The organism is Mariniphaga sp. (assembly GCF_041687215.1).
In the GTDB taxonomy this organism is placed as follows: domain Bacteria; phylum Bacteroidota; class Bacteroidia; order Bacteroidales; family Prolixibacteraceae; genus Mariniphaga.
In genome coordinates this window covers 1-25,324 of record NZ_JAWLCI010000070.1, presented here as the reverse complement: position 1 = coordinate 25,324, position 25,324 = coordinate 1, and the positions used below count along the sequence as shown (strand labels likewise).

Sequence of the window (25,324 nt, the reverse complement as noted above, 5' to 3'; positions counted from 1 at the left end):
TGTCCTGAACCAGTTCCTTGTCATATTTGAAAAAAGGGTCCAGCTATAAAGAGCTAAACCCTCGGTATTTTTAATTACACACTTTGTGAAACAGTGTCTCCAAATAAAAAACGCCCCCACCATTCTGCCTCTGCAAGTCCCATCTCTATTGCTTTTTGTGTTTCAACACCTATCAGGCTGTAATCCCTAACGTCTTTTTTTTGTTCCTTCATGTTCCGTTTCTATTACTTTCAATCAATTTCAATTTGTTAATAATTGTTTCAAATAGTTCATCATATATACATTAATATCCCACTGGTTGGAAATAGGCTGCCTTGTATATGGTAAAATGGTCATGCAGGGAAATGGACCAAATTCAGCAGTTACTGTCAATAAATCATTGCCGTCATTTTTGTTTTGTTCAACGATTTTTTTCCACCAGGTTAAATGAATATTTACTGCTTCTTCCCATTCTGGAACACGTGGATCAGTAATTTGTGGACCTTCAGGATGTCCAACTCGTGCATGGATGTGATTAGCACGTTTAATTGCCATGTTTACATTTTCATTCTGATTTTCTAGGTATGATTCTGCTACCACACACCAATGCGAAGCATCAAAACCCAGTCGAAGATGTGGGATATTTTCAATGAACCTTGCAGTGATATGTGCTGCAAAACTGAATTTTCCACGGTGTGTTTCATGAACCAGCTTCACACCATATTTTTTAGCAATGTTATATGAAGCATCTATTAATTCAGCATTTTGTTCAAATGTAAAAAAGCCTTTACCGGTTTGTGTGTTTATCAAAACCGGATTTACTGTTGCCAGGTTGATAATCCTTTCTGTAAATTACCTTTTATGCACTTCATAATCGGCACTATCAGTTTCATAATGCTGTGCCAGGTATAATAAATTATGTTCTTTGATTTTTTTTAATATATATTCCTTTTCCTTTTTATCAGGAGGAAGGCTCATTTCTATTCCGTCATATCCGGAAGTTTTATCTTTTTTCACAAATTCCAAAAAATCCAGTTCCTTAGAACCCCATAATGGACAGAAATACTTAATTTCCATAATAATCTTGCTTTTATAATTTATCCTGCATCTCTATTTTAAGAACAATCCGTCGGTTGCTATTCCGCAAGATTGAATATTGTCAATCATTTTTACTACTGTCGGCACAAGGTTAAAAGCATCATTATGATTGCCCTCAACCGGATCGCCACAGGCCAATAGTGTACCCCTATTATTGGTCAAGATCAGCATGGTGCTGGTTCTTGACGTTTTTCTTCCCTGACAGGCGAAAGCTTGCCCACCCCGTTTAACTTGCTTGTGGTTGCCGCCCAACTGGATGCCCGACATTTCCAGCAAAGTTGTACTTTTTCAGGATATGATGCCATACTCGCTCCCAACTCCCATCTTTGCTACTTTTCTGAAAATGGTAATAAATAATTTGCCAAGGATACTTTATCCTAAAAAACTGTTTCATTGGCAACTGCCGCCATTGACAACCTGTTTTTAACCGGAACAAAATAGTTTTAACTTTCTGATATTGTTCAACTTTTTTATTTTTCATCTCATTTCAAAATTCAGATGTGAGCAAATTTCTTTTTTATTGAAGTTGTTTAAAGTTGACGTAGTAAAATCACGCAGAATGCCATTAAATTAAGTGCCTTCCAATGCACAGCATTTGTTTCAAAACGTACCAGAACTGCTTTAAAGGCATCCAGTCAGGCATTTGTTAGTTCTACAACAAACCTGCATTTATACAGTAATTCATCAAAAAGATATTCTTCCAAATCTCCGTTTCATCGGTTCTGGTCAATATTATCCACGATTTCTTGTTGATAACAATAACCCCGAAAATCTTTTACATCGAATCCTGCATCTGCATTTAAGAACAATCCGTCGGTTGCTATCCCGCTGGATTGAATATTGCCAATCATTTTTTCTACTGTCGGCACAAGGTCAAAAGCATCATTATGGTTGCCCTCAACGGGGTCACTACAGGCCAGAGGTGTACCACGACTATCGGTCAAAATCAGCATGTTGCTGGTTTTTGACTTTTTTCTTCCCTGATAGGCTACAGCTTGTCCGCCCCGTTTGACTGGTGTGTGAGTGCCGTCCAACTGGATGCTCGACATATCCAACAAATTCTTGTACTTATTCAGGATATGCTGCCATACACGTTCCCAGCTCCCATCTTTGCACCATTTCTGAAAATGATGATAAACACTTTGCCACTGATACTTTTCCCTGAAAAACTGTTTCATTGGCAGCTGACGCCATTGGCACCCTGTTTTTAATCGAAATAAAATAGCCGCAACTACCTGATATTGTTTTACTTTTGTGTTATTCATCTCATTCCCAAATTTCAGATGCGGACAAATCTCTTTTTTATTATACTTTTACTCAACATTATTATTTTTTAAAAGGAATGATACCTATTTCTTGATTATCAATTACATGGTATTGTTCTTTCTTTTCAACAATCGACTTTTGACAACTTCAAAAAATAAAATGGAACGTGAAGAAATAAAAAGGAATAAAAATGAATTCAAGAGAACGAGTATTAAGAGCTTTTGGCAGAAGAAAAGGAAAACCCGACCGGGTTCCGATTCAATTTGAAATGTGCAGACAATTATATGAACATTTTGCAAAAAAACTAAGAATTCCAGCAACTTACACAGAAAATTTGTATGAAGATGTTACCTACCGAATCAGCGCCAATGAGCTTCGCCTTGCCATGGGCTGCGACGTAGTAGTAACCGGAGCTTCTGTCTCAGACAATTTTAAAATTGAACCAAATGAAAACGGGCACTGGCTTAACGAGTATAAAATGTTAATGCGGCAGGGCGATATTTATGTAGAGGTAGTGGATTATCCGCTGGCACATGCGCAGACAAAAGAAGATGTTGAAGCTTTTTCCTTTCCAGATCCCGATGCTCCCGGAAGATTTCGTGATGCTGAAGCCCTGGTGAAAAAATACAAAGATGAGTACCTTGTTATTGGTGATATTGAAGTAACTGTATTTTCCCTGGCCCATCAGTTGGCTGGCATGGAAAAATTGCTGATTGACATGATGATGGAAACGGAATATGTGATTCCACTTTTTGAAGCTTGCGCCGAATTCCAAACCCAAATTGGTCTGCGGTTGATTGAAAAAGGGGTGGATGCCATCTGGTTTGGCGATGATTTTGGCACGCAAACCAACCTGATTATACCACCTGAAACTTTTCGCGATCAGTTGAAACCGGTATATAAAACGATGATTGAGCGTTTTAAAGAGGCAAAACCTGACATAATTCCAATCCTGCATTGCGATGGTGCTGTGGCCGAATTGCTTGATGACATTCATGAAATAGGGTTTGAAGTTTTCAACCCGGTTCAGCCGGGAGTTCCGGGTCACTTACCAAAAGATATGAAGTCCAGGTTCGGTGACAAGTTTTCCTTTTGGGGTGCCATTGATCAGCAAGACCTGTTGCCCAACGGAACCGATGAAGAGTTGGAAAATGATATCATCGAAAAAATAAATATTCTGGGAAAAGGTGGTGGTTACATGATTTCTCCGGCTCATATCATTCAAAATGACGTTTCGCCGGAACGCGTGGAAAAATTCATTGAACTTTGCCTGAAGCATGGAAAGTATTAAATCCCTTCTAAAATGAAATTTATAATTTTAATATTTTTTGCAGCATTCTCATTTTTTCCTGCAGTTACCTCCGAAAAAAACAGACCTTCCGAATTACTTTGTGAACTCCTTTCCTGCCCCGAATTGTCTGTAATAACCAATCCCAATCCAACATTCAGTTGGATTGTTAATTCGCAACTGAATAATGATTTTCAGACCGCTTATCAAATTATTCTGGCAACTTCTGAAAAGGATTTACTTGAACAAGAAAATGTCTTTTGGAACTCAGAAAAAGTTAGTTCTACCAAGTCATCGAACATTGTTTATGACGGCACTCCACTTCCCGCCAATTCCTATTTTTACTGGAAAGTCCGCACGTGGGATAAAAACGACAACCCTTCGGAGTGGAGTATTCATCAACGTTTTAATACTGGCGATTTCAACATAAAAAGGACATGGCCCGGCGAGAGCAAATGGGTAAAGGTTGAATTGGAAAACGGGGATACAATCTGGACTTTTGAAAACAGACATCCAATCAGTTATCACAGTGTAAACGCTACTAAAAAGGTTCAATTGGATAAGGTCCTTTTTTTTGACTTTGAACGCTCGGCATTTGCAGTACCTGAAATTCAATATAAATGGGATCCTGCTGATTCAGAAATTCAGGTTGACACCATTTGGGTTCACCTTGGTGAAAAAGCTGTCGGTGACTCCATTGACCAAAAACCGGGTGGCGGGGTGCTGTTTCGGAAATATCCTTTTGAAGTGAAACCTGGAAAACATACCGAAACCCTGAAACTCCCGAGGTTTGTGCCACGATATCCTCACAGTCAGGCAATGCCGGACCACATGCCCGAAGTAGTTCCCTTTCGTTTTATAGAAATTCATTCTAAAAATCAGGATATAAAAATTGAAACAGTTACACAGCAGGCGTTGTATTATCAGTTCGACGAAGAGGCTTCATACTTCTCTTGTTCCGATTCACGCCTTAATGCTATTTACGACCTTTGCCGTTATTCTGTAAAAGCCAACACCTTTAACGGGGATTATGCCGCCAGTGAACGGGAGCGTATGATGTACGAAGCCGATTGTTACATCCACCAAATGAGTCACTATGCAGTGGACCGTGAATTTGCCATTGCCCGTTACAGCCTGGAAAACATGATTTTTCATGCCACCTGGCCAACTGAATGGATTTTTCATACCATATTGATGGCTCATGCAGATTACTGGCATACTGGAAATACCAAAATCATCGAAAAATATTTCCCTGAACTAAAGGCAAAACTTATGCTGGAACTGGCTTCTGAAAACCATTTGATAAGCACTAAGACAGGAAAGCAAACACCAGAATTTTTAAAGTCTATACATTTTAACGGCAAAGAACTGCGCGACATTGTTGACTGGCCGCATGGTGGAATGGGATTAATTGAAACAAACGGAGAAACAGATAATTATGACTTTGCTGAATACAATACTGTGGTTAACGCCTTTCATTACAAAGCTTTGCAGGCAATGGTAGAAATGGCAGAAGCAATTGGAAAAAAGGCTGAAGCCAACCAGTTTAAAGAAAGGGCAGCTAAAGTTAAAAATACATTCAACAAAACATTTTTTAATGCTGAAACCGGCATTTACGTTGACGGAATTGAATCCTCTCACTCCTCTCTGCATGCCAATATGTTTCCACTTGTTTTTGGTTTAGTTGAAGATTTCAATAAAACAAAGGTTATTGATTTTATTAAATCGAAAGGAATGGCTTGCGGAGTTTACGGTGCGAACTATTTATTAGAAGCGCTATTTAATGAAAATGAAACCGAATATGGACTTCAATTGTTAACCTCCGACTCTGACAGAAGCTGGCTGAATATGCTGCGTGTTGGTTCAACTATGACAACAGAAGCCTGGGACAACCGTTACAAGTCAAATAACGGATGGAGTCATGCATGGAGCGCTTCCCCTGCACATATTATTCCCAGAAAAATTATGGGTGTGGAACCTCTAACACCCGGTTTTGATAAGATCCGTATTGCACCTCAGCCTGGAAATCTCACAGAAGCAAGTTGTAAAGTTCCAACAATAAAAGGCCCTGTTATGGTGCATTTTATTAATGAGACTGGCTTATTCAACCTCGATTTTGAGATTCCGGCAAATACATCGGCCAGAGTAATTATACCTCGATTCTATTCTAAAGGGCAGATTATTTTGAATAATAAATCTATTGTAGCCGAATACGATAATGGGGAGTATTTTTTTGATACAGAATCCGGTTCACATAACCTGACTATTCAACTTGAATAAAAAAATAAATCAGTAAAATAAGTTACATGTAAAGGCTCTATTATGAATAAAAATCAAATGGACAGAAGAAAATTCATTCAATATTCAGCAGCAGGTGTTGCCCTTGCCGCTACTGCCAATAAAGTAATATCTGCTGAACATGTAACGATGAATCAGACATTCGTCAATAAAGAACGTAGTATCACCTCTGAAATTGATGTTTTGGTTGTTGGAGGAGGAACTGCAGGCACTATTGCAGCGATTCAGGCTGGCAGGGCTGGTGCAAAAACACTTCTGGTGGAGCGCGGCAGCCAGCTTGGCGGGACGACCACAACCGGTGGTGTCGCTTTCCCCGGAATTTTTCATGCCTGGGGAAAACAGATTATTTCCGGTATTGGATGGGAAATGGTTATGGATACGGTTTTATTGGATGGAGGCACTTTACCTAATTTTTCTATGGAAATCAATAATACTAAGGTACGGCACTGGCGACATCAGGTACATGTAAATCAGTTTATTTATGCCTTGCTGGCTGAAGAAAAATGTGAAGAAGCAGGTGTGGAAATTGCTTATTATGAATTTCCTGAGTCAATTACAAAAACTTCTGAAGGCTGGCAGGTTGATTGCCTGGGATTTGGCACGCAACGGCGTGTGTTGTGCAAGCAGATTATTGATTGTACTGGTGGAGCTGAGGCAGTTGGTATGTTAAACTTGCCCAGGTTTCGTGAAGAAGAAACACAACCCGGTTCCATATTGTTTAAACTGGATAACGCCAATAATCCGGGGCGGGCAAACGGTCCCGGGCCAGGCTTACTGGATGCGCTCTATGTTCATGGAGCTATTTCAGCCAATTCACGAACGGTTACTGCAGCCAATCTGACGGGACGAAAAGCCATTCTTGAAAAAGTGCGCAGAGAGAAAAAACGACTGATGCACATGCAACCCGAAACAGCCTTTCGTGAAAGTTACCGAATTGAAGGTGAGACGATAATCACAGTTGATGATTATACTTCAGGAAGAGTTTTTGATGATGCCATTTGTTATGCTTTCTATCCGGTTGATTTACATACCAAAGAAGGTGTAAAACCCGAACCGCTAAAAAAAGGAATAGTTCCAACTATACCGTTATCAGCGCTTGTTCCCAAAGGAAACAATAATATTTTAGTAGCTGGAAGATGTGTTTCCAGTGATCGACTGGCAAATTCAGGACTACGTGTGCAGGCTCCATGCATGGCAATGGGGCAGGCTGCAGGTGTTGCAGCAGCATTGGCTGTTCGTAAAAAAACCACACCACTTGAGGTGCCATTAAATGATATAAAAGAATTGTTGATTAAAAACGGGGCTATTGTTCCAAATTTTTAATGTTTAAAAAATAAAATATCATGAAAACCAACTTGCGTTTAACCGCAATGGCCGGCATTCTTTTAATTTTGATTGGTTCAGGCTGCCAACAGAAACCGGAAAGAGAGGGAATAAATACCCTGTCCGAACTGGTTACTTTGTTTCCTGATCCACCGGCTGAATACCGGAGTGCACCGCTCTGGGACTGGAACGAACAGATTACAAAAGAGGGCATCAGTTTTCAGATGGAAGAATTTAAAAAGGCCGGAATCGGGGGTGTTTTTGTGCATCCGCGGCCGGGCCTGCTCACCGAATACCTTTCAGATGAGTGGTTTGAACTGTTCGATTTTACCGTTCAGAAAGGCCGGGAGCTGGATATGAAAGTGTGGATTTACGATGAAAATTCCTATCCATCAGGTTTTGCCGGAGGGCATGTTCCGGCTCAAATGCCTGAATCCTATAAGCACGGCGGCGGTTTGAGCATGGAAATACAGCAAAAATTACAGGTACAGCCTTCCGATACCATCGAAGTTATTCTGAAAAAAAGCGCAACAGGTTTTGCGGATGTTACTGCACAGGTTGAACAGGAAATGGGACGGGAAGGTACCTACTATATATTCCGGAAAACTTATCCTGCCAAATCTCCCTGGTACGGAGGCTTTTCCTATGTGGATTTACTGCAAGAAGGAGTGACTGAAAAGTTCCTGGAAATTACCATGACCAAAGGTTACGAACGGAATAAGACCGATTTTGGAACCACATTGCCGGGAGTTTTTACTGATGAACCAAATCTTGAATCAGCCATGTCACACGGTACAGTTATGCGCTGGACTCCGGATTTATGGGATGCCTTCAGGGAACGGTGGGGATACGATTTAAAAATTCAACTTCCGTCATTGGTGGAAGAAACCGGCAACTGGAAAAAAGTACGCCACGATTACTATGAACTCATCCTTGAGCTTTTTATAGAACGATGGGCAAAACCATGGAGCCAATACTGCGAGGAAAATGATCTGAAATGGACCGGGCACTATTGGGAACACGGGTGGCCCGAACCAACACATGGTTTCGACGAAGCTGCTTTTTACATCTGGCATCAACAGCCGGGAATTGATATGCTGGGCAACCAGCTCGTGAAGGAAGGTTTGGGAGGGCAGTTTGGCAACGACAGAGCAGTGCGCGAACTGCTGAGTGCAGCCAACCAGGCCGGAAGAAGGCGCAAGTTGAGCGAAACCTATGGTGGCGGAGGATGGGAAATGAGTTTTGAGGAACAAAAACGCCTCGTTGACTGGCAGTGTGTTCTGGGTGTGAATTTTGTGAACCAGCATCTCTCCTACTATTCGTTGAACGGGGTGCGCAAATTTGACTACCCGCCCTCCTTCTCATACCACGAACCCTGGTGGAAACATTACAAATTAATGGGCGATTACATTGGCCGGGTTTCGCTGGCCATGTCGTCCGGTCAGCAAATAAATAAAACGCTTGTGCTCCAACCCAACACCTCTGCCTGGATGTATTTTTCGAGAAAAGAAAAAAATCCGGCGATTGATTCCATCCGTAATGGCTTCAAACATTTTGTTTACCTTTTGGAACAGCAGCATCTGGAATATGATTTGGGTTCAGAGTATGTATTGAAAACATTGGGCTCGGTTCAGGGGGCAAGCCTGCGGGTTGGCAAGCGCGATTATTCGTTGGTGGTAATTCCTGAAGAAATGGAAAATATCGATTCGGGTACTTTGCAGCTCCTGGAAACTTACCTGGACAATGGTGGCAAAGTTTTATCTTTTCGTAAGGAAATTCCCCTTCTGGATGGAGAAAAATCTGCGAATCCTGATCAACTCGCTGTCGCATTTCCCGGTCAGTGGACTGTTGTCCGGAGCCTTAACGAACCTGCTGCTTTAACTTTACTTACCAGCGACGAATTTGAAATGAACGATTTAACTTCCAACGGCATGTTGTACCACCAACGCCGTATTTTGGATGACGGGCAGGTATTGTTTGTGGTTAATTCCCACCCCGACCAAAAAGCCTCGGCAGAAATAGTATTGAAAGGGAAATATGTTACCGAACTTGATTTGGTTACAGGCAAAATGATGAACTACCCTACCCGGGAAAAAAGTGGAAAGCTGAACTTTTCTTTTCATCTGGAACCTGCCGGAAGCAAGCTGTTTGTTGTTTCATCGGGGCGGTTAACCAACAACGAATTTGTGTCTTCATCAAACGAAAAAATTCAAGTACAAAATACAGGTGATCTTCAGGTTAAAAGAATGTCAGACAATGTTTTGGTTGTGAATTACCTCGATTTGGAAACGGCCAGAAATGAAAAAAAGGAACTCTATTTTATGGAAGCCCTGAACAGTTTATTCCGGGAAAACGGCATTGAAATGGGGAATCCCTGGCAACACAAAATTCAATACAAACAAAATTACCTCGGATTGGATTCCATATTTACTTCAGAATCATGGTTTAATGCCAGTTATCATTTTACGGTTCAGGAAAATCTGGATGAAAACGCAATGAAAAACATTCGTGCAGTTGTTGAACGTCCTGAATTGTGGACGGTTTATATAAATGGCCGGGAAGTTGAAAAAATGCCTGGAGAATACTGGATAGATCGAGATTTTCCGTCATTCCCGGTTGGTCCGTTTTTGCAGCAAGGAAAAAATACCCTGACAATAAAAGCGCCCCGCATGCATATTCTGGCCGAAGTGATGCCTGTTTATTTGCTGGGAGATTTTTTAGTGCAACCTGCCAAAACCGGATTTGAAATTACCGGTGGTGAAATTCAAACTGCCGGTTCATGGCAGGATGCGGGATTGCCGTTTTATTCCCAAGAGGTTGGTTATTCGCAAACTTTCCAAATCGCGGATATTTCCGGCTCAGCTTTTACCATTCAAATGGGTGACTGGAACGGAACCCTGGCCGAAGTTTGGGTGAACGGGCAAAATGCCGGGCTCATTGCCTGGCAACCTTTTGAGCTGGATGTAACGGAGTGGATGAAAACAGGAACCAACGAAATAACGGTGAACGTTTTGGGCAGTCTGAAAAATACTTTCGGATTTTTCTATGAAAACAATGACAACTGGATTTTTGGCCCGTTTTCGTGGAACAGGGCCCCGGAGAAAATTCCCCCGGCGTCCGATTACTTTTTGATGGACTACGGACTTTTCGAACCGTTTAAGCTTTTGCAGAGCGTGAAAAAAGAATAAAATACTTGATTCAATAAAAATGAGAACTCCATCTATTTTAACCTTTTGTTTATTTTTTTCAATATTTGCAGCACCCGAATGTTTCGCCCAATCAGAAGTTGAATTAAAAGATAGTTTTAAATACCCGCCGGAATCTTCAAAACCCGGTGTTTACTGGTATTTTATGGACGGCAACCTGAACCGCGAAGAGATGACCAAAGACTTGGAATCTATGAAAAAAGCGGGAATCAATAACCTGATTTTTCTTGAAGTGGGCATTGGGGTTCCACGCGGTTCCGTAGATTTTATGAGCGAAGAGTGGCAGGAGTTATTTGTTCATGCCGTTCGGGAAGCTGAACGATTGGGGATAAAAATATTGCTCGGCGCCGGCCCGGGTTGGTGCGGCAGTGGCGGCCCCTGGGTAAAACCCGAAGAGTCGATGAAACATCTTGTATTTAGCGAAACTGAAATCACCGGTGGGAAAAAGCTAAACATTGAGCTTCCGGTTCCGGAGCAACGCAGCACACAATGGCACACCATGAAAGACCCCTATTACGAGGACGTTGCAACTTATGCAGTTCCTAACTCAGCAGTTCCGGTTATTGAAGACATCAATGAAAAAGCGCTGTATGAGCGGGATCCATATTCATCAAAACCAAATGTAAAACCGTATTTGCCGGCTCTTGCAAATTATAAAGAACCGGAAAACAGTAAGGTACTTGTTCCATCCGAAATAATAGATGTCACAGCGTTTTTGCAGGAAAACGGACGTTTGATTTGGGATGCACCAAAAGGTAAATGGACGATTATTCGGATGGGAAAAAGAGTAACAGGCGCCAGTACCCGTCCTTCACCCGAGCCCGTCATTGGACTGGAAAGCAACAAAATGGATACGACTGCATTCCGAAATCACCTGAGAAATTACACCGATATTTTATTGGAAAAAACTGCTCCACGAAAAGAAGGAGTGGGCTGGATAGGTTTTCACATGGACAGTTGGGAGAGCGGCGCTCAGAATTGGACAGAAGGAATTGCAGATGAATTCAAAAAAAGACGGGGATATGACCCTGAACCTTATTTTCTGGCATACACCGGACGTGCCATAGAAAGTGTAGAAATTACCGAGCGTTTTTTATGGGATTTACGTCAAACCTGCAAAGAACTGGTGCTTGAGAACCATGCTGAGTTTGGAAAAAATTATGCCCATAATAACGGATTGGAACTTACCATAGAACCCTACGACATGAACCCGGCGGGCGATCTTGATTTGGGTGCGATTGCCGATGTAATTATGGCTGAATTTTGGAGCAATGGATTTGGGTTCGAAACCTCGTATGCAGTTCTGCAGGCAACTTCAATTTCTCATATCAAGGGGCATCCGGTTGTAGCAGCCGAAGTGTTTACTTCAAACAACAACCAGGCCTGGCAGCTTTATCCGTGGGCTATGAAAAGTCAGAGCGACTGGGCGCTGGCACATGGAATTAACCGGTTTGTTTATCACACATTTGCACACAAACCTTTGGGTGAACAACACCGTCCGGGAATGACGATGGGGCCTTATGGTGTTCACTGGGACCGCGGTCAAACCTGGTGGCCTATGGTTGATGCCTACCACCAATACATTAGCCGTAGTTCGCACATGATGCAGCAGGGGCAAGGCGTTGCCGATATTTTGTACCTGACCCCGGAAGGAGCGCCCATGATTTTTACACCACCAGCCGATGCGCTTGAAGACAACGAAATGATCCCCGATAAAAAAGGATATGGTTTTGATGGCTGCTCACCTAAAATGTTAATGGAAAGAGCAAGCGTTGAAAACGGAAAAATTGTTTTTCCGGGTGCTTCGTCCTACGAGATTTTGGTTTTGCCAAACTTCGAAACCATGACCCCGGAATTACTTGAAAAAATAATTTTATTAGTAGAACAGGGAGCAAAAATAATCGGACTACCTCCCGTAAAATCCCCAAGCCTGGTAAATTATCCGGACTGCGACACACAGGTCAGGAAACTTGCTGAAAAACTTTGGGGTACACTTCAGTCACCCCATAAAATAAGCGAAAGGAAATTTGGAGCGGGTACAATTTACCAGGGTGGCAAATTACATAATTCATCTGCTGATGAATTGTATCCTTCTTACAAAAACACCATTGAATTGCTGGCCGAATCAGGGATACCGGAAGATTTTAAATCGGAGAACAACAGCATACGTTTTGGCCATCGAAAAACAGATGACAGAGACATTTATTTTGTATCAAACAGAACCAGCGATTTCCAAAAAGTTAACTGCACCTTTCGCGCTTCAGGCGAAATTGAAATCTGGACGGGCACCACTGGTGAAACGCGAAAAATTACAAAATATACCACCCAAAATGGTTTGACAACGATACCACTGGAGTTCTTTCCTTATGAAAGTTACTTTGTTACTTTTTCCGGTAGCGAGGTGATACCTGCATCAAACCAGGAAGCCGGCAACTTCCCCGTTTTTACCAAGGTCAAAACAATTGAAGGAGCCTGGGATGTATCTTTCAATACAAAGTTTGGTGGACCGGAAAATATTAAGTTTGATGAACTGATGGATTGTACTGAACATGAAATGCGCGGAATTAAATACTACTCGGGAATTGCAACGTACAGAAAGACAATCCAGGTTGAAAAGCTGGGAAATAAAGAATATTACATCGACCTCGGAGTTGTAAACGATATTGCCCGGGTCAGGCTAAACGGGAAAGATGTTGGAGTGGTTTGGTGTGCTCCCTGGCGAATTGATATCACTAAAGTTTTAAAGGAAGGCGAAAATCAACTTGAAATTGAAGTGGCCAATCGCTGGATTAATCGATTATTGGGCGACCGACAGGAACCCGATGCGAATATAAGAACTGTAAAATTTGAAAATGGATTGCTGGGAGGAAAAGAATTTACTACCGGAAGATATACTTTTACAATTGATGCTGCGATGAGATCATTTAACTTTACAGAGCCGCTTTCCTCTGGATTGCTGGGGCCGGTTACAATTCAGGAAACGAAAAAAATTCAGAACTAAACTAACCTCGTAAATTCAAAAATGACCGTGGCTATTCGATTTTGGAAACCAGCATTTTAAAATAATAAAATCAAAACCGGATAAAAAGAGATAACGAATACAATTAAATATGACACATTACAAAAACATGCAAAAAAGAATTTTCGATGTTATAATTCTATCATTAACAATATTTTATATTGCCGGATGTACAAATCCGGAAAAAATGCCGAAGGATGATTTCCATAACATTCAAAACGGATTTGTTACACCCCACGATACCAACAAAGTTTGGTGTTACTGGTACTGGATAAACGACGACATTTCGAAAGAGGGAATTACCAAAGACCTGGAAGCCATGAAAAAAGTGGGGATTGGCGCGGCTTTTATCGGAAATATAAATCCGCCGGAAGTTGACGGCCCTGTTCCTATTTTGAGCGATCACTGGTGGGAATGTATGGTTCATGCGGTAAACGAAGGAAAACGTATTGGTGTTGACATCGGTACATTTAATTCGCCGGGATGGAGCCAGTCGGGGGGCCCGTGGGTAAAACCCGAAATGGCCATGCGCCACATGGTTTATTCTGAAGTTAAAGTAAATGGCCCGGGAAAAGTGCAGGTACAATTACCGCAACCCGGAAAGCAGTTCCAGGATGTAAACGTGATAGCTTTTCCTACAGTTAAGGCAGAAAAAGCATACCTGTCAAATGCCAATTCGAAAATAAGCAGCAATCCGGAAATTACAGATATCAGCAACTTAATGGATGGCGACACAACAACTGTTGCTTATTTTCTGAGGAATGGCGGTGATTACACCATTGATATAAAATCCGAAAAAACCATAACTGCACGCAGCATTCAACTTTTTCCGGGAAAACAGCGGATTAAATGCAACTGTGAATTGTATGCCCTGGTTAATGGAAAATATAACCTGGAAAAGACATTTGAATTCGACAGAAGCAATACGGCGGTAAATGTTGGCCCTGTTGTTTACGGTCCGGTTTCCATAGCGCTGCCCGGTATTTCTTCCAATGCTTTCCGGTTGATTTGCCGCAGTGATAATAATCGGTGGAACACCAATTCAGGATTTTCTGAAATTACCATTTCCGAAGCGCCGGTTTTGGAACACTATATTGAGAAAAAACTGGGAAAAATGTTCCCTTCGCCGCTGCCCGAATGGAACAGCTACATCTGGGAAAACCAGGAAAATGTAGAGCCTGATGATTTAAAAATCAATGCCGGGAATGTTATCGACATATCAGCTAAAATGGATGCTGGCGGTTTCCTAACATGGGAAGTTTCTGAAGGTGAATGGACGGTTATTCGCTTTGGAATGACGCCGACCGGCACAAAAAACTCCCCTTCTGCCCCGCAGGGAAAAGGCTACGAAATTGACAAAGCCAGTGAAGAAATTGCCCGCTTTCATTTTGATAATTATGTGGGAGAATTGCTAAAACGCGTTCCCGAACAAAACAAAAGCGCTCTCAAATATGTAGTTGCCGACAGTTACGAGCAGGGGTCACAAAACTGGACAGATAATTTTGAACAGACATTTAACGACAAATATGGGTACAACATTCGGGAGTATTTACCGGTTTTTTCAGGTCGAATAGTAAATAGCGTGGAAGAATCGAATCGTTTTCTTTGGGATTTAAGAAGATTGGTTGCTGATGAAATTGCTTACGAATATGTTGGTGGCCTGCGTAAAATAAGCAATGAAAATAACCTCAAACTCTGGCTCGAAAATTACGGGCACTGGGGCTACCCTTCCGAATTTCTGATGTATGGCGGACAGTCAGATCTTGTTTCCGGCGAATTCTGGAACGAAGGTACTTTAGGCGACATTGAGTGCAAATCTGCATCATCGGCTGCTCATATTTACGGGAAACCTGTTGTTTCTGCAGAAGCATTTACTGCTTCAGGGAGAGCATTTTTGAGGCATCCGGCGCTGCTGAAAAAGCGTGGCGACTGGAGTTTCACCGAAGGAATCAATCATTTTGTGCTTCATTTATTTATTCATCAACCCGACGATAACCGCGTACCCGGCGTAAATGCCTGGTTTGGCACTGAATTTAATCGTCATAACACATGGTTTGAACAATCGGAAACATGGATGGAATATTTGCGCCGCTGCCAGCATATATTGCAACAGGGACAGTATGTTGCCGATGTGTGTTATTTTATTGGCGAAGATGCCCCAATGATGACCGGCGGGAGGATTCCGGAAATTCCGGAAGGATATTCTTACGATTATATGAATGCCGAAGTAATCATGAACAGGCTTTCGGTTAAGGATGGAAAATTTGTATTGCCCGACGGTACTTCATATAAAATTATGGTATTGCCTCCCATTGAAACCATGCGCCCCGGGTTGTTAGCCAAACTGGAACAACTGGTTGAACAGGGAGGTGTTATTTTTGGCCAGGCACCTCTAAAATCTCCAAGCCTGCAAAATTTCCCTGAATGTGATAAGCAGGTACAGGAGATTGCTCAGAAACTTTGGGGAGCTGAAAAAGAAACGTCAACAAACATAAGAAAGTTCGGCCAAGGTTATGTAGTGAATGAACTCAATTTGGAAACAGCTTTGGAAACATTGGGTGTGCACAAAGATGTTAATAACGGAGAAAACCTGAATGTTCTTTGGACACACCGCAGTTTGCCGGGAATGGAAATCTATTTTCTGACAAATCAAAGTGATGAAGAGATAAATTTTGCTCCATCTTTCAGGGTTTCCGGAATGAAACCGCAATTGTGGGATGCGGTAACAGGCGAAATCAGGGTTTTAAATGAATACAACGAAACGGACGGGCGAATTTCCGTTCCCCTGAAAATGGAAGCTCACCGCAGTTGGTTTGTAGTGTTTACAAATAATTCGGAAAATGTGGATGGTGGTTTTAAAAAGAATTTTCCGGAACTACATCAAATTAAAACCATCGATAAAGAATGGACGGTTAATTTTCAAAATAAAGAAATTGGACCAAAAATGCCTGTAAAATTTGAAACCTTAACAGACTGGTCGCTGTCTGAGAATGAAAAAATAAAATATTATTCAGGCACAGCAGTGTATGAAACCTCCTTTGAATTTACGGAAGTAACTGAAAGCAATGAACTCTGTATTGATTTGGGTGATGTAAATGTTATGGCAAAAGTAAAACTAAACGGTACTGATGTTGGCGGAACCTGGATGGCGCCCCACCGTTTAAAAGTTACGGAACACCTTTTAAAGGGTACCAATAAACTTGAAATCGAGGTTGTTAATCTTTGGCGAAACCAACTGATAAGAGATAAAAACCTCCCGGAAGACGAAAGGAACACCTGGCTTTTGGTAAATGATATCAGAGAAGACGAGAAATTGCAAAGTTCAGGATTATTGGGGCCTGTTACAATTCAGGAAGTTTACCGGTAACGGAATAAATATCAGAAAAATACAATAATAAAATGAATATGACAAAAGCAGGTTTATTCGGAATTGGTCTTGACACTTATTGGGGCCAGTTTGAGGGATTGCTTGATAATCTGAAAAGTTATCAGGCTCAGATTAAGCAAAAAATTGAAAGTTTTCATGTGGAGGTTGTTGATGCAGGAATGGTTGATAATCCGGAAAAAGCGCGCACTGCCGCCGACTTTCTGAAATCGAAGGATGTGGAAATCGTGTTTTTATATGTTTCCACTTATGCATTGTCTTCCACTGTTTTACCGGTAGCGCAAAAAGTAAAAGTGCCCGTTGTAATCCTCAACCTTCAACCGGTATCGCAATTGAATTATAAAGCATTTAACAAATTAGGCGACCGTGGAAAAATGACCGGCGTGTGGCTTGAACATTGTCAGGCCTGCTCAGTCCCCGAAATTGCCAGCGTGTTTAACCGCACCGGAATTCAGTACGATTTTGTGACCGGGTATTTACAGGACGAAGAAGCGTGGGCAGAAATAGAAGCATGGGTAGAAGCTGCAAAAGTGGCCGCAGCCATGCGCAACAACCGGCTTGGTGTGCTGGGTCATTATTACGGTGGAATGCTCGATGTTTACACCGACCTGACTAAACAGAGTGCCACATTCGGCACCCACATCGAAATGCTCGAAATGTGCGAACTGAAAAAATACCGCGACGAAGTTTCCGATTCTGAAGTTCAGAGAAAGATAGAGGAATTTCATACCACTTTTGAAGTTTCATCTGAATGCGAACCAGATGAAATAGAGCGTGCCGCACGCACGTCGGTTTCTCTCGACAAGCTGGTGAAAGCACACAACCTTGGGGCGATGGCTTATTATTATGAAGGCGAAACGGGCAATGAATATGAAAACATCGTGACTTCCATAATTGCCGGAAACACTTTACTAACCGGAAAAAATATTCCCGTGGCCGGCGAATGCGAAGTGAAAAATGCGCAGGCCATGAAAATTATGGCCGAATTTGGCGCGGGCGGTTCGTTTTCCGAATTCTACCTCATGGATTTTAAAGACGATGTGGTTTATCTTGGCCACGATGGTCCTGCCCATTATGCCATTGCCGAAGAAAAAGTAAAACTGGTTCCACTGCCGGTTTATCACGGGAAACCAGGGAAAGGCCTTTCCATACAAATGAATGTAAAAAACGGACCGGTAACTTTGCTTTCGGTTGTTGAAGGAAAGGAGGGAATATTTTTGCTGGTTGCTGAAGGTGAATCTGTAGAAGGGCCGGTGCTTCAGATTGGCAATACAAACAGTCGCTATAAATTTCCGATAGGCGCTAAAGAATTTATCAACCAATGGTCGAAACAGGGCCCGGCACACCATTGTGCCATTGGCGTTGGCCACATTGCCGGTAAAATTGAAAAATTAGGCAAGATTCTGAATTTGAAAGTGATACAAATATGTTGATATTCAATTCTTAAAACCAATAATATAAATGCGAGAGAACGAGTTTTTAGAGTTTTCAGAAAAAAAAGGGATTACCTGACCGAATCCCCATTCTATTCGATTTAAGCAAAAAACGTATCGATTATTTTTGGAAAAACTGAATATTTCTGTGTATTATACTGATATTCAGTTAATAAAGTGGAGCTGGCGGGAGTCGAACCCGCGTCCAAACGAGGAAGCCACAAGCTTTCTACATGCTTAGCCCCGACTTAATTTTCGTGCACCGGCTGGATCAGGGCCACCGACCGGTACCTTAGCTCCTTTAATTTCGCCGAAGTTGCAGAGCAAAACTTCAACTAGCCTCGATTTACTTGCACCGCCGGTTCGGGCCGCTTCGTGGCAACAGCACCCGGGCGATGTCTTGTCCCGACGCCTTGCATCGGGATTAAGCTGTAACCTACTTAATTCGGTTACGCAGCAAGAGCGTAATTATTTTCGCCAATTATGGTTTTGATCATTATTTTTTAAGGGTCAACAACCAAAACCCTGCATGCTTACCTGCCTCTTCTACCCGCTGTCAAAACCAATCAGCCCCGGTAAAACAGGCAAAATTTTGCCAAAGAACAAGCTGCAAAAATACAAAAATTGCACCAGAAAATGAAATAAGATTAAACAGGTGTTTTCCGTGACAAATGAGTTAAATATCAATAAACTGACGGTAATGTTCGTAACGTTCAAAAATCTGATCCACGTAGGTGTAGGGTTCAATTCCGCGTACATAACCGTATTTTATTCCTGGTCGATTGTAGTTATCGGGGTAGCTCAATTCAAGTATCATTTCGGCCACATTATCGTCCCACGAATATTTATCTAAGCTGTTCATTTCAGCCAGTTTTTGAGCATCGAGCACATGGTAGTATCCACAATTATAAGCAGCAAGTGTAAACTTGATTCGCTGAACTGAATCTTCTACTTCTTCAAAATTTTTCCACAATTGTCCCAGAAATTTCGTACCCCCTCTAATGCTTTGTTCAGGATCTGAACGGTTTTCAACACCCAAATCTTCAGCTATCGAAGGCATAATCTGCATCAGTCCTCCTGCACCCGCCCATGAACTGGCCTCAGGATCGAATCCCGATTCCTGGTAAATTAGTGAAGCGATTAAACGCCAGTCCCAGTCTATTGTATCGGCATAATTTTTTATTATTTCGTCGTACCGACTAATACTGTTGTTCGTTAAGCTGTAAAAATCGCTTTGAATGCGTTGCCTGAAATTTCTTCTGTTTTTAAAATATTTATTGTAAATAACATAATAATCCACATCATTTTTCATCTCTTTCAGCCAATTGTTTATAGCTACCAGCAGTTCAGGCGATTTTGGACTAACCGCCCAGGCAATCCTTTGGGAGAAACTGATGGGAACATCAATATCCAGAATGTGGTAGTACGATGCATTAATGCTGGCAATATTATTATCAGCCACTGTGTATTTAATTTCACCATCCACCACCATTTTTATAATACGGTCGGTTGAAAGATGGCCCGGAAGTGTATCAATATGAATTTCACCGCCAATTTCTTTCGACAAATTTTGCAGCCGCTGCAGGTAAGATGAATTTTGCCGCACCGAAACTGTATCGCCAATTAACTCAATGGCATCATGAATCAGCTCCTTTTCGACGGCGCTCCAATTCATTGTGCGCCAGTTTTCGGGTTTTCGCTGCACCAACACCTGATGGGTTAAGTATAGGTAATCGGTAAAATTCACTTCCTCTTTGCGGTCGGAGGTAATGGTAATTCCGTGTGCCACCAAATCAATTTCACCAAAGTTGAGTTCGGTAAGTAAACTGTCAATATTTTGCGAAACAACAATGTCCAGCTCAACTCCCAGATGATCGGCAAATCGCTTCAGCAATTCATACTCAAACCCCATAGGTTGACCACGGTACAAAAAATAACTTGTTCCACTGTAGGTGGTGAGTGCAGTTAATTTTCCTTCCTTTTTAATTTTCTGAAGGGTTTTATTGTCAACCAATTCAGATTTTCCGGAGCCAGCCCTTCTATGGTCTGACTTCTGATTGCAACCTGAAAACAGGAATACCCCCAAAATTAAAAAGATAAAAAATCTCATCACATTTAAGGTTTACCTTATAAACGCAAATTTTATCCTAATGTTTGATAAATAAAATATTGAAAAATTGCAAGCCGGCAAAATACAGATTCTGTTTTTATCATGAAAACTCAATCAATTCGACCGGGGCTCTGTTGTGTTCAATCATCGCAACCCGCACTCCACTATTGGAAGCATTCGGTTGGGTCAAAATTTTGAAATGACTGCGTTTAAGTTCTTTGTCGAGGTTTTCCTCTTCAAATGCCACATGAGGAATCGTTTTTACCAGTTCGCGTAACGGGCAGTTATCTTATAAACGCATCCATTCAATCCCAAACGGACTTTTTTTCAAAACCACAAGTATAAAATTTCAAATGAGGCAGGTACTTTTCTCCGGCTTTTTCTCCGATGTTGGAATGCAGATATGGTGGAACTTCCAACCCCATTTTTCAACAGCCCGGGGAGGTTCGTATTCACATCTCAATTTATCCATTTACTTACAACTTTTTTGATATGATCTTTTCAACTTTTATCATCTTTCCATAGGAATCAGTGACAACAACAACAGCCAATCCATCTAATGCAGGAAATTGAAACACGTTTCTGCCTGGCTGCAATTGCATGTCAAATATTTGCCTGCCGGTTAAATCAAAAATTTTTATCCTAAAAATTTCATCTGCAGGCACATTTTTAATTGTCAGGAAATCATTGGCAGGATTGGGATATATCGTAATTTCCGGCAAATTCAAACCGTCATCAAGTGAGTTCAAAAGAAATGAGGGATAACAATCATCAAAAAAAGGATTTAAATATTTTTCCGTTCCATTCTCGCTGTAACAAACAAATTCCCAAAAATGGTAACAACATGTTGGAATATCAGTGATATGCCCCAACAATCCGCTTTTAACGCTCCCAATTCCTTCAATCCAAAATTCTTCGTCCTGAAAATAATAATTTCGCCTGGTATTTACCTTGTAACGTCTCCGGAGCTGACTGCCAACTATAACAGAATCAATTTTTTCAATTACTGAATAATCGTATCCGGTTTGGGCATGCCACACCGTGTCGCCTTCCTGAACATCAAAATCATACAGTAACCATTCTTTTTCGTGCGGAAAACCCAGAAAATCGGTTCCTGTGTAATAAATCCTTTTATCCTGTTCCCGGATTAAACCTGCCAATTCTCTGACCGGATTTGCCAAATTGCCCTTTTCCAGGCAAAGTTTTTTATAATTTAACTGATTTACCGTTGTATCGCCGCATAAAAAATAACGAAGCAAAACTGTATCTTCCGGAGCTTCCGAAATGCTGTATTCGAGATAAATATTCCATTGGGCATTTGCTGTGGGGAAAGGAATATAAGGCAAATTTTCAGCCCAAAAAATGTTAAAATATGATTCTCCCATTTCTTCAACTGTTGCCAAAAATTCCATGAATATTGAGTCAACTGGCTGTGAATAAATAATTGTATGGTCCTCGTCAGTTTTGTTTAACAGAACAACATGTTTCTTCTCATCAATTCTGAAATAATTGTCATCATAATAATTATGCATGCATTCAACAGAACCTAAAAAAACCGAATCTCCATTTTCACCGAACCCGGTAAAGATTTTCTCTGTTATCCGGCATTCCGATAAGTTTATTGGGAATTGAGGAGTTAAAATTATTTCAGGTAAATCAGGCTCTGCAAACGTTTTTTTAAGTACTGAATCAACAACAATGGAATATTTCTCCTGAACTACCTGATATCGCAGACGAAAACCATCAGCCTCAAGCGAATCAAACCGGCTCACAAAAATAGTATCGGTTTTTTGAACAGAACAAACGATTACCAGGTCGGCATCGAGGTACCACCGTGCAATTTCAAATGGTGAAATAATCCGTGCAGAAAAGGCAACAACCGGAAGGAACAGGATGATACACAGGAAAAGGCTCAGGTGACGTTTCATTTTTGAAAAGTTTTTGGTAAGATTGAATTTTGATTACTAAATTAAGCATAAATTCAATACTCCAAAAGCATTTCTGTTCCAAATCAGATAAATAGCTCCCGCAGCGCACCAAAAAAATCCTCGTCCCACCCATCGGAAATGTTTTCGAAAGCTTCGTCGGGAATTTTGGTGTGGCGCAATTCCACGCTGGTTCCTTTTTTATCGGGATGTAAAATGATGGTGACAACGGAAGGCTCTTCCATTTCGCCAAAAAACCACTGCTGCACTAATTTCCGGTTTTCCTCAAATTCCACATTCAAACCAGTTATGCTCCCTCCCCACAACGAAAATTCAGTACCGGCAACCGGTTCCATAACTGCATCCTCTCCGGTCCAGATTTCCAGCATATTTTTGTTGGTCAGCGCATTATAAATATCTTTGGGTTGCGCAGGAATAGCATAGTAACGTTTAATGTCTTTCATTTTTTTTGAATTTGTTTGCTCAAATGTAACGGAATCCCAAGAATTGTATTCTATTTTCGATGGTGAATTAAAATAAAACTGATTACAATCATTCAATCCATCAGAATCAAATATTTCCGGTGAAAGCGCAAAAATAATGAAATAAACCCGGATGACTGATGGCAAATTTATTACATTCGCTATCAGAATAATTAATATCTGATAAGCCGAAACCGTGAACAGAAACGACGAAAAGGAATATTGGGCACTAATTTGGGAGAAGTTCAGGGCTGGAGACCGCCGGGCTTTTGAAACCATTTACAGTGATTTTGTGGATGCCCTGTTTGCTTATGGTTTGAAAATGACCCCGCATCGGGCATTGGTGGAAGACGCCATTCAGGATACTTTTTTGGATGTTTATAATTATGGCAGCCGGTTGCGCAATCCCGGTTCACTGGAATTCTACCTGTACAAAACCCTTAAACGCATTATTATCAGAAAGCTGAAAGAGAAATACCGTTTCGCTCATCCCGATGATTTTGTGGCACAATTCGACCTGAAGTTTCCGCTGGAAGAAAATGAACTGGAAGAAATGGAAGAACAAACCGGGATGTTAAAAAGTGAATTAAAAAACTTAGATGCAAAAAAACGGGAATTATTGTTTCTGAAATTCAACAGTGGCCTTACTTATAATGAAATCGGCGAACTGCTCGACTGCAAAGCAGACACCGTAAAAAAACAAGTGCACCGCATTTTAAAACTCCTCCGCGGAAAACTGGGAGAGGATTTTCTGGAATTGTTTGTGATGTTTGTTAGGAAGTGAAGAGAGAAAAGGTGATTTGTGGCGATTGGTTGAGATTTTTTGTGATTTGCAGCGAAGAATTCAAAATAGAATGAATGAATGAATGAATGAATGAATGAATGCGTAAATGATAGAATACATGAATGAGATATGGAGATTTTTTGTGATTTGCAGAGATTGATAGTGATTTGTTTGAATGTTAATTATTCAATCAAAAGGACGAAAAGCGCCAATGTTTTGCAATAAAGTTGTTCAGAGCGTGTCCCCCTTGGATGCTAATTTGTCATGGAAAATAATATATAATTTCCAAAGGGGGAAGTAAAGGGGGATTTAGAACATTCAATTTCTTGTTGATAAATAATTTTTTTCACTGCTTCCAATCCCCCGGGCCCCCTTTGAATACAGCAAAATACTATCAGTTTTTATATACGGTCAAGGGGGACAAGCTTTAATGAATCGCAGTCGGTAGTTAAGAGCGCATCCCCCTTTAGCTGAGATGAGCCATGAAAAACGGTTTTTTGTCTGCTAAAGTGGGAATTTAAGGGGGATTGAGAATATTCATTAACAACCACCCCTTCCAGCTAAAGCTGTCTTTCCCCTCCTTGGCAAAAAGGAGGGGAAATTCATAGTCCATAGTTTCAATCGTTTTCAAAATATTTTACATCAGATAAAAAATTTCACCCTTTGGTTTTATCAATGTGCTATTCAAATTTATATTTTAACCTTCATTATTCATAAATTTTGTTTGTAATGAATGAAATGCAGGTTAATCCCGACTTAGATGAAGTTAAATTTTTGAAAAAAGTTTTTACGTAATCTTAGTCGCTGTCGGAGACAGGAATAATTCTTGGATTATTCGGGTTAAAATACGCTTATCATCTAACTACTTCGTATTTTTTCATATCTCAATACTTTGTACTTAATATCCACTACAATTCCAAAAACATGTTCTACAACATATAAAAATTTTGTCCCCTTTTCTGTCCCTCCTTCCTCTTATAGGCAGAAATCGGACAAAACCGATAAAATTAAATTGAATTAAACCGGATGAACATTTACGACCGCATAATTGAAAACCCGCTGTTTTTCAAATGGATATTCCACCCGTCTTCAGAAATTAATGCTTACTGGAACCATTATCTGGAGAATAATCCCGAACATGCAGAAAAAATTATTGAATTAAAAGCACAGATTGAAATACACCTCAAATACGAGAAAAAAAAGCTTTCCGAAACAGAGAAAATGGCTTTGGCCAAACGTATTGTGCGCATGCTGGAACGAACCGACCGCAACCGAAGCCGTACCCGGTTTATCCGGACAGCCATGCGGTATGCGGCCATTTCGTTTTTGTTTTTAACTATTGGTGGTAGTTTAGTTTACCTGTACATGGAACGCAGGCAGCCGGAATTTGTTATTGAAAATGCCGTGCTGCCTGCCCAGGTGCATGAGCCCATGCTTATTCTGGGCGACCGCGGACAAATTGTTTTGAACCAGGGCGATTCACGACTGGAATATGCTGAAGATGGCGAAATTCTGCTCAACAGCGAACAATCCATACAGGGCGATGCCGGAAATGCCGTTCCCGAAATGAATACCGTTGTTATTCCCTACGGAAGCCGCTCCAACATTATTCTGGCCGACGGTACCAACGTCTGGCTCAATGCCGGCAGCCGTTTAATCTATCCTTCCCGATTTGTGGACAAAACCCGCGAAGTGTACCTTTCCGGCGAAGCGTTTTTCGATGTGCAG

General features: G+C 41.2%; 17 protein-coding genes and 1 other RNA gene. 9 read left to right on the top strand and 9 right to left on the bottom strand.

Annotated elements, in window-relative coordinates; all coding sequences use genetic code 11:
• Nucleotides 1-74: 74 nt before the first annotated feature.
• The 5 genes from ACESMA_RS18425 to ACESMA_RS18405 form a co-directional block, all read right to left on the bottom strand.
• Nucleotides 75-212 (bottom strand): hypothetical protein, encoded by a 138-nt coding sequence (locus ACESMA_RS18425; RefSeq protein WP_372950338.1) that lies wholly within the window; start codon nt 210-212, stop codon nt 75-77.
• Nucleotides 213-240: 28 nt separating this feature from the next.
• Nucleotides 241-789, bottom strand: a complete 549-nt coding sequence (locus tag ACESMA_RS18420; RefSeq protein WP_372950337.1) for a hypothetical protein — start codon at nt 787-789, stop codon at nt 241-243.
• A gap of 42 nt (nt 790-831) precedes the next feature.
• The gene (locus ACESMA_RS18415) at nt 832-1,056 is read right to left on the bottom strand and encodes a hypothetical protein (RefSeq protein ID WP_372950336.1); all 225 of its coding nucleotides are present in this window, start codon (nt 1,054-1,056) and stop codon (nt 832-834) included.
• A gap of 247 nt (nt 1,057-1,303) precedes the next feature.
• Nucleotides 1,304-1,558 (bottom strand): transposase, encoded by a 255-nt coding sequence (locus tag ACESMA_RS18410; protein WP_372950335.1) that lies wholly within the window; start codon nt 1,556-1,558, stop codon nt 1,304-1,306.
• A 232-nt stretch (nt 1,559-1,790) separates the two neighbouring features.
• Entirely contained in the window at nt 1,791-2,342 is a 552-nt protein-coding gene (locus ACESMA_RS18405) for a transposase (protein ID WP_372950334.1), read from the bottom strand.
• Nucleotides 2,343-2,533: 191 nt separating this feature from the next.
• On the opposite strand from ACESMA_RS18405, the gene ACESMA_RS18400 reads away from it, so the two are divergent.
• The 7 genes from ACESMA_RS18400 (at nt 2,534) to ACESMA_RS18370 (ending at nt 18,295) form a co-directional block, all read left to right on the top strand.
• Complete coding sequence (locus tag ACESMA_RS18400; RefSeq protein ID WP_372950333.1) at nt 2,534-3,634, top strand: uroporphyrinogen decarboxylase family protein; 1,101 nt, start codon at nt 2,534-2,536, stop codon at nt 3,632-3,634.
• Nucleotides 3,635-3,646: 12 nt separating this feature from the next.
• Entirely contained in the window at nt 3,647-5,911 is a 2,265-nt protein-coding gene (locus ACESMA_RS18395; protein WP_372950332.1) for an alpha-L-rhamnosidase C-terminal domain-containing protein, read from the top strand.
• A 42-nt stretch (nt 5,912-5,953) separates the two neighbouring features.
• On the top strand, nt 5,954-7,252 hold the full coding sequence (locus ACESMA_RS18390; protein ID WP_372950331.1) for an FAD-dependent oxidoreductase: 1,299 nt from the start codon (nt 5,954-5,956) through the stop codon (nt 7,250-7,252).
• Between the two features lie 20 nt (nt 7,253-7,272).
• Nucleotides 7,273-10,440: a glycosyl hydrolase gene (locus ACESMA_RS18385; RefSeq protein ID WP_372950330.1), complete on the top strand. Its 3,168-nt coding sequence runs from the start codon at nt 7,273-7,275 to the stop codon at nt 10,438-10,440.
• A gap of 19 nt (nt 10,441-10,459) precedes the next feature.
• A complete protein-coding gene (locus ACESMA_RS18380) occupies nt 10,460-13,459 on the top strand; it encodes a glycosyl hydrolase (protein WP_372950329.1) in 3,000 nt (999 codons plus the stop codon).
• A 109-nt stretch (nt 13,460-13,568) separates the two neighbouring features.
• Complete coding sequence (locus ACESMA_RS18375; protein WP_372950328.1) at nt 13,569-16,844, top strand: glycosyl hydrolase; 3,276 nt, start codon at nt 13,569-13,571, stop codon at nt 16,842-16,844.
• Nucleotides 16,845-16,876: 32 nt separating this feature from the next.
• Nucleotides 16,877-18,295: a hypothetical protein gene (locus tag ACESMA_RS18370; protein ID WP_372950327.1), complete on the top strand. Its 1,419-nt coding sequence runs from the start codon at nt 16,877-16,879 to the stop codon at nt 18,293-18,295.
• A 175-nt stretch (nt 18,296-18,470) separates the two neighbouring features.
• On the opposite strand, the gene ssrA is transcribed toward ACESMA_RS18370, so the two are convergent.
• The 4 genes from ssrA to ACESMA_RS18350 all read right to left on the bottom strand — a co-directional run bounded on the left by ssrA (nt 18,471) and on the right by ACESMA_RS18350 (nt 22,794).
• Nucleotides 18,471-18,869: a transfer-messenger RNA gene (gene ssrA / locus ACESMA_RS18365) on the bottom strand.
• Between the two features lie 102 nt (nt 18,870-18,971).
• The gene (locus tag ACESMA_RS18360) at nt 18,972-20,405 is read right to left on the bottom strand and encodes a transporter substrate-binding domain-containing protein (RefSeq protein ID WP_372950326.1); all 1,434 of its coding nucleotides are present in this window, start codon (nt 20,403-20,405) and stop codon (nt 18,972-18,974) included.
• A gap of 476 nt (nt 20,406-20,881) precedes the next feature.
• On the bottom strand, nt 20,882-22,333 hold the full coding sequence (locus tag ACESMA_RS18355; protein WP_372950325.1) for a T9SS type A sorting domain-containing protein: 1,452 nt from the start codon (nt 22,331-22,333) through the stop codon (nt 20,882-20,884).
• Between the two features lie 83 nt (nt 22,334-22,416).
• Entirely contained in the window at nt 22,417-22,794 is a 378-nt protein-coding gene (locus ACESMA_RS18350) for an SRPBCC domain-containing protein (RefSeq protein WP_372950324.1), read from the bottom strand.
• 214 nt (nt 22,795-23,008) lie between these two features.
• Here ACESMA_RS18350 and ACESMA_RS18345 point away from each other — a divergent pair, with 214 nt between their 5' ends.
• Together ACESMA_RS18345 and ACESMA_RS18340 are read left to right on the top strand one after the other, a co-directional pair.
• Nucleotides 23,009-23,596 (top strand): RNA polymerase sigma factor, encoded by a 588-nt coding sequence (locus ACESMA_RS18345; protein WP_372950323.1) that lies wholly within the window; start codon nt 23,009-23,011, stop codon nt 23,594-23,596.
• 1,026 nt (nt 23,597-24,622) lie between these two features.
• Nucleotides 24,623-25,324, top strand: a 702-nt coding sequence (locus ACESMA_RS18340) for a FecR domain-containing protein (protein ID WP_372950322.1), incomplete at its 3' end; no start/stop codon positions are given.

Bases quoted from the DNA above. Each gene is read 5' to 3' on its own strand.
- ACESMA_RS18395 (WP_372950332.1), top strand. From the start codon at position 3,647: ATGAAATTTATAATTTTAATATTTTTTGCAGCATTCTCATTTTTTCCT.
- ACESMA_RS18380 (WP_372950329.1), top strand. From the start codon at position 10,460: ATGAGAACTCCATCTATTTTAACCTTTTGTTTATTTTTTTCAATATTT.
- ACESMA_RS18400 (WP_372950333.1), top strand. From the start codon at position 2,534: ATGAATTCAAGAGAACGAGTATTAAGAGCTTTTGGCAGAAGAAAAGGA.
- ACESMA_RS18415 (WP_372950336.1), bottom strand. From the start codon at position 1,056: ATGGAAATTAAGTATTTCTGTCCATTATGGGGTTCTAAGGAACTGGAT.
- ACESMA_RS18350 (WP_372950324.1), bottom strand. From the start codon at position 22,794: ATGAAAGACATTAAACGTTACTATGCTATTCCTGCGCAACCCAAAGAT.
- ACESMA_RS18360 (WP_372950326.1), bottom strand. From the start codon at position 20,405: ATGAGATTTTTTATCTTTTTAATTTTGGGGGTATTCCTGTTTTCAGGT.
- ACESMA_RS18385 (WP_372950330.1), top strand. From the start codon at position 7,273: ATGAAAACCAACTTGCGTTTAACCGCAATGGCCGGCATTCTTTTAATT.
- ACESMA_RS18375 (WP_372950328.1), top strand. From the start codon at position 13,569: ATGACACATTACAAAAACATGCAAAAAAGAATTTTCGATGTTATAATT.
- ACESMA_RS18390 (WP_372950331.1), top strand. From the start codon at position 5,954: ATGAATAAAAATCAAATGGACAGAAGAAAATTCATTCAATATTCAGCA.
- ACESMA_RS18410 (WP_372950335.1), bottom strand. From the start codon at position 1,558: ATGAAAAATAAAAAAGTTGAACAATATCAGAAAGTTAAAACTATTTTG.
- ACESMA_RS18425 (WP_372950338.1), bottom strand. From the start codon at position 212: ATGAAGGAACAAAAAAAAGACGTTAGGGATTACAGCCTGATAGGTGTT.
- ACESMA_RS18370 (WP_372950327.1), top strand. From the start codon at position 16,877: ATGAATATGACAAAAGCAGGTTTATTCGGAATTGGTCTTGACACTTAT.
- ACESMA_RS18405 (WP_372950334.1), bottom strand. From the start codon at position 2,342: ATGAATAACACAAAAGTAAAACAATATCAGGTAGTTGCGGCTATTTTA.
- ACESMA_RS18355 (WP_372950325.1), bottom strand. From the start codon at position 22,333: ATGAAACGTCACCTGAGCCTTTTCCTGTGTATCATCCTGTTCCTTCCG.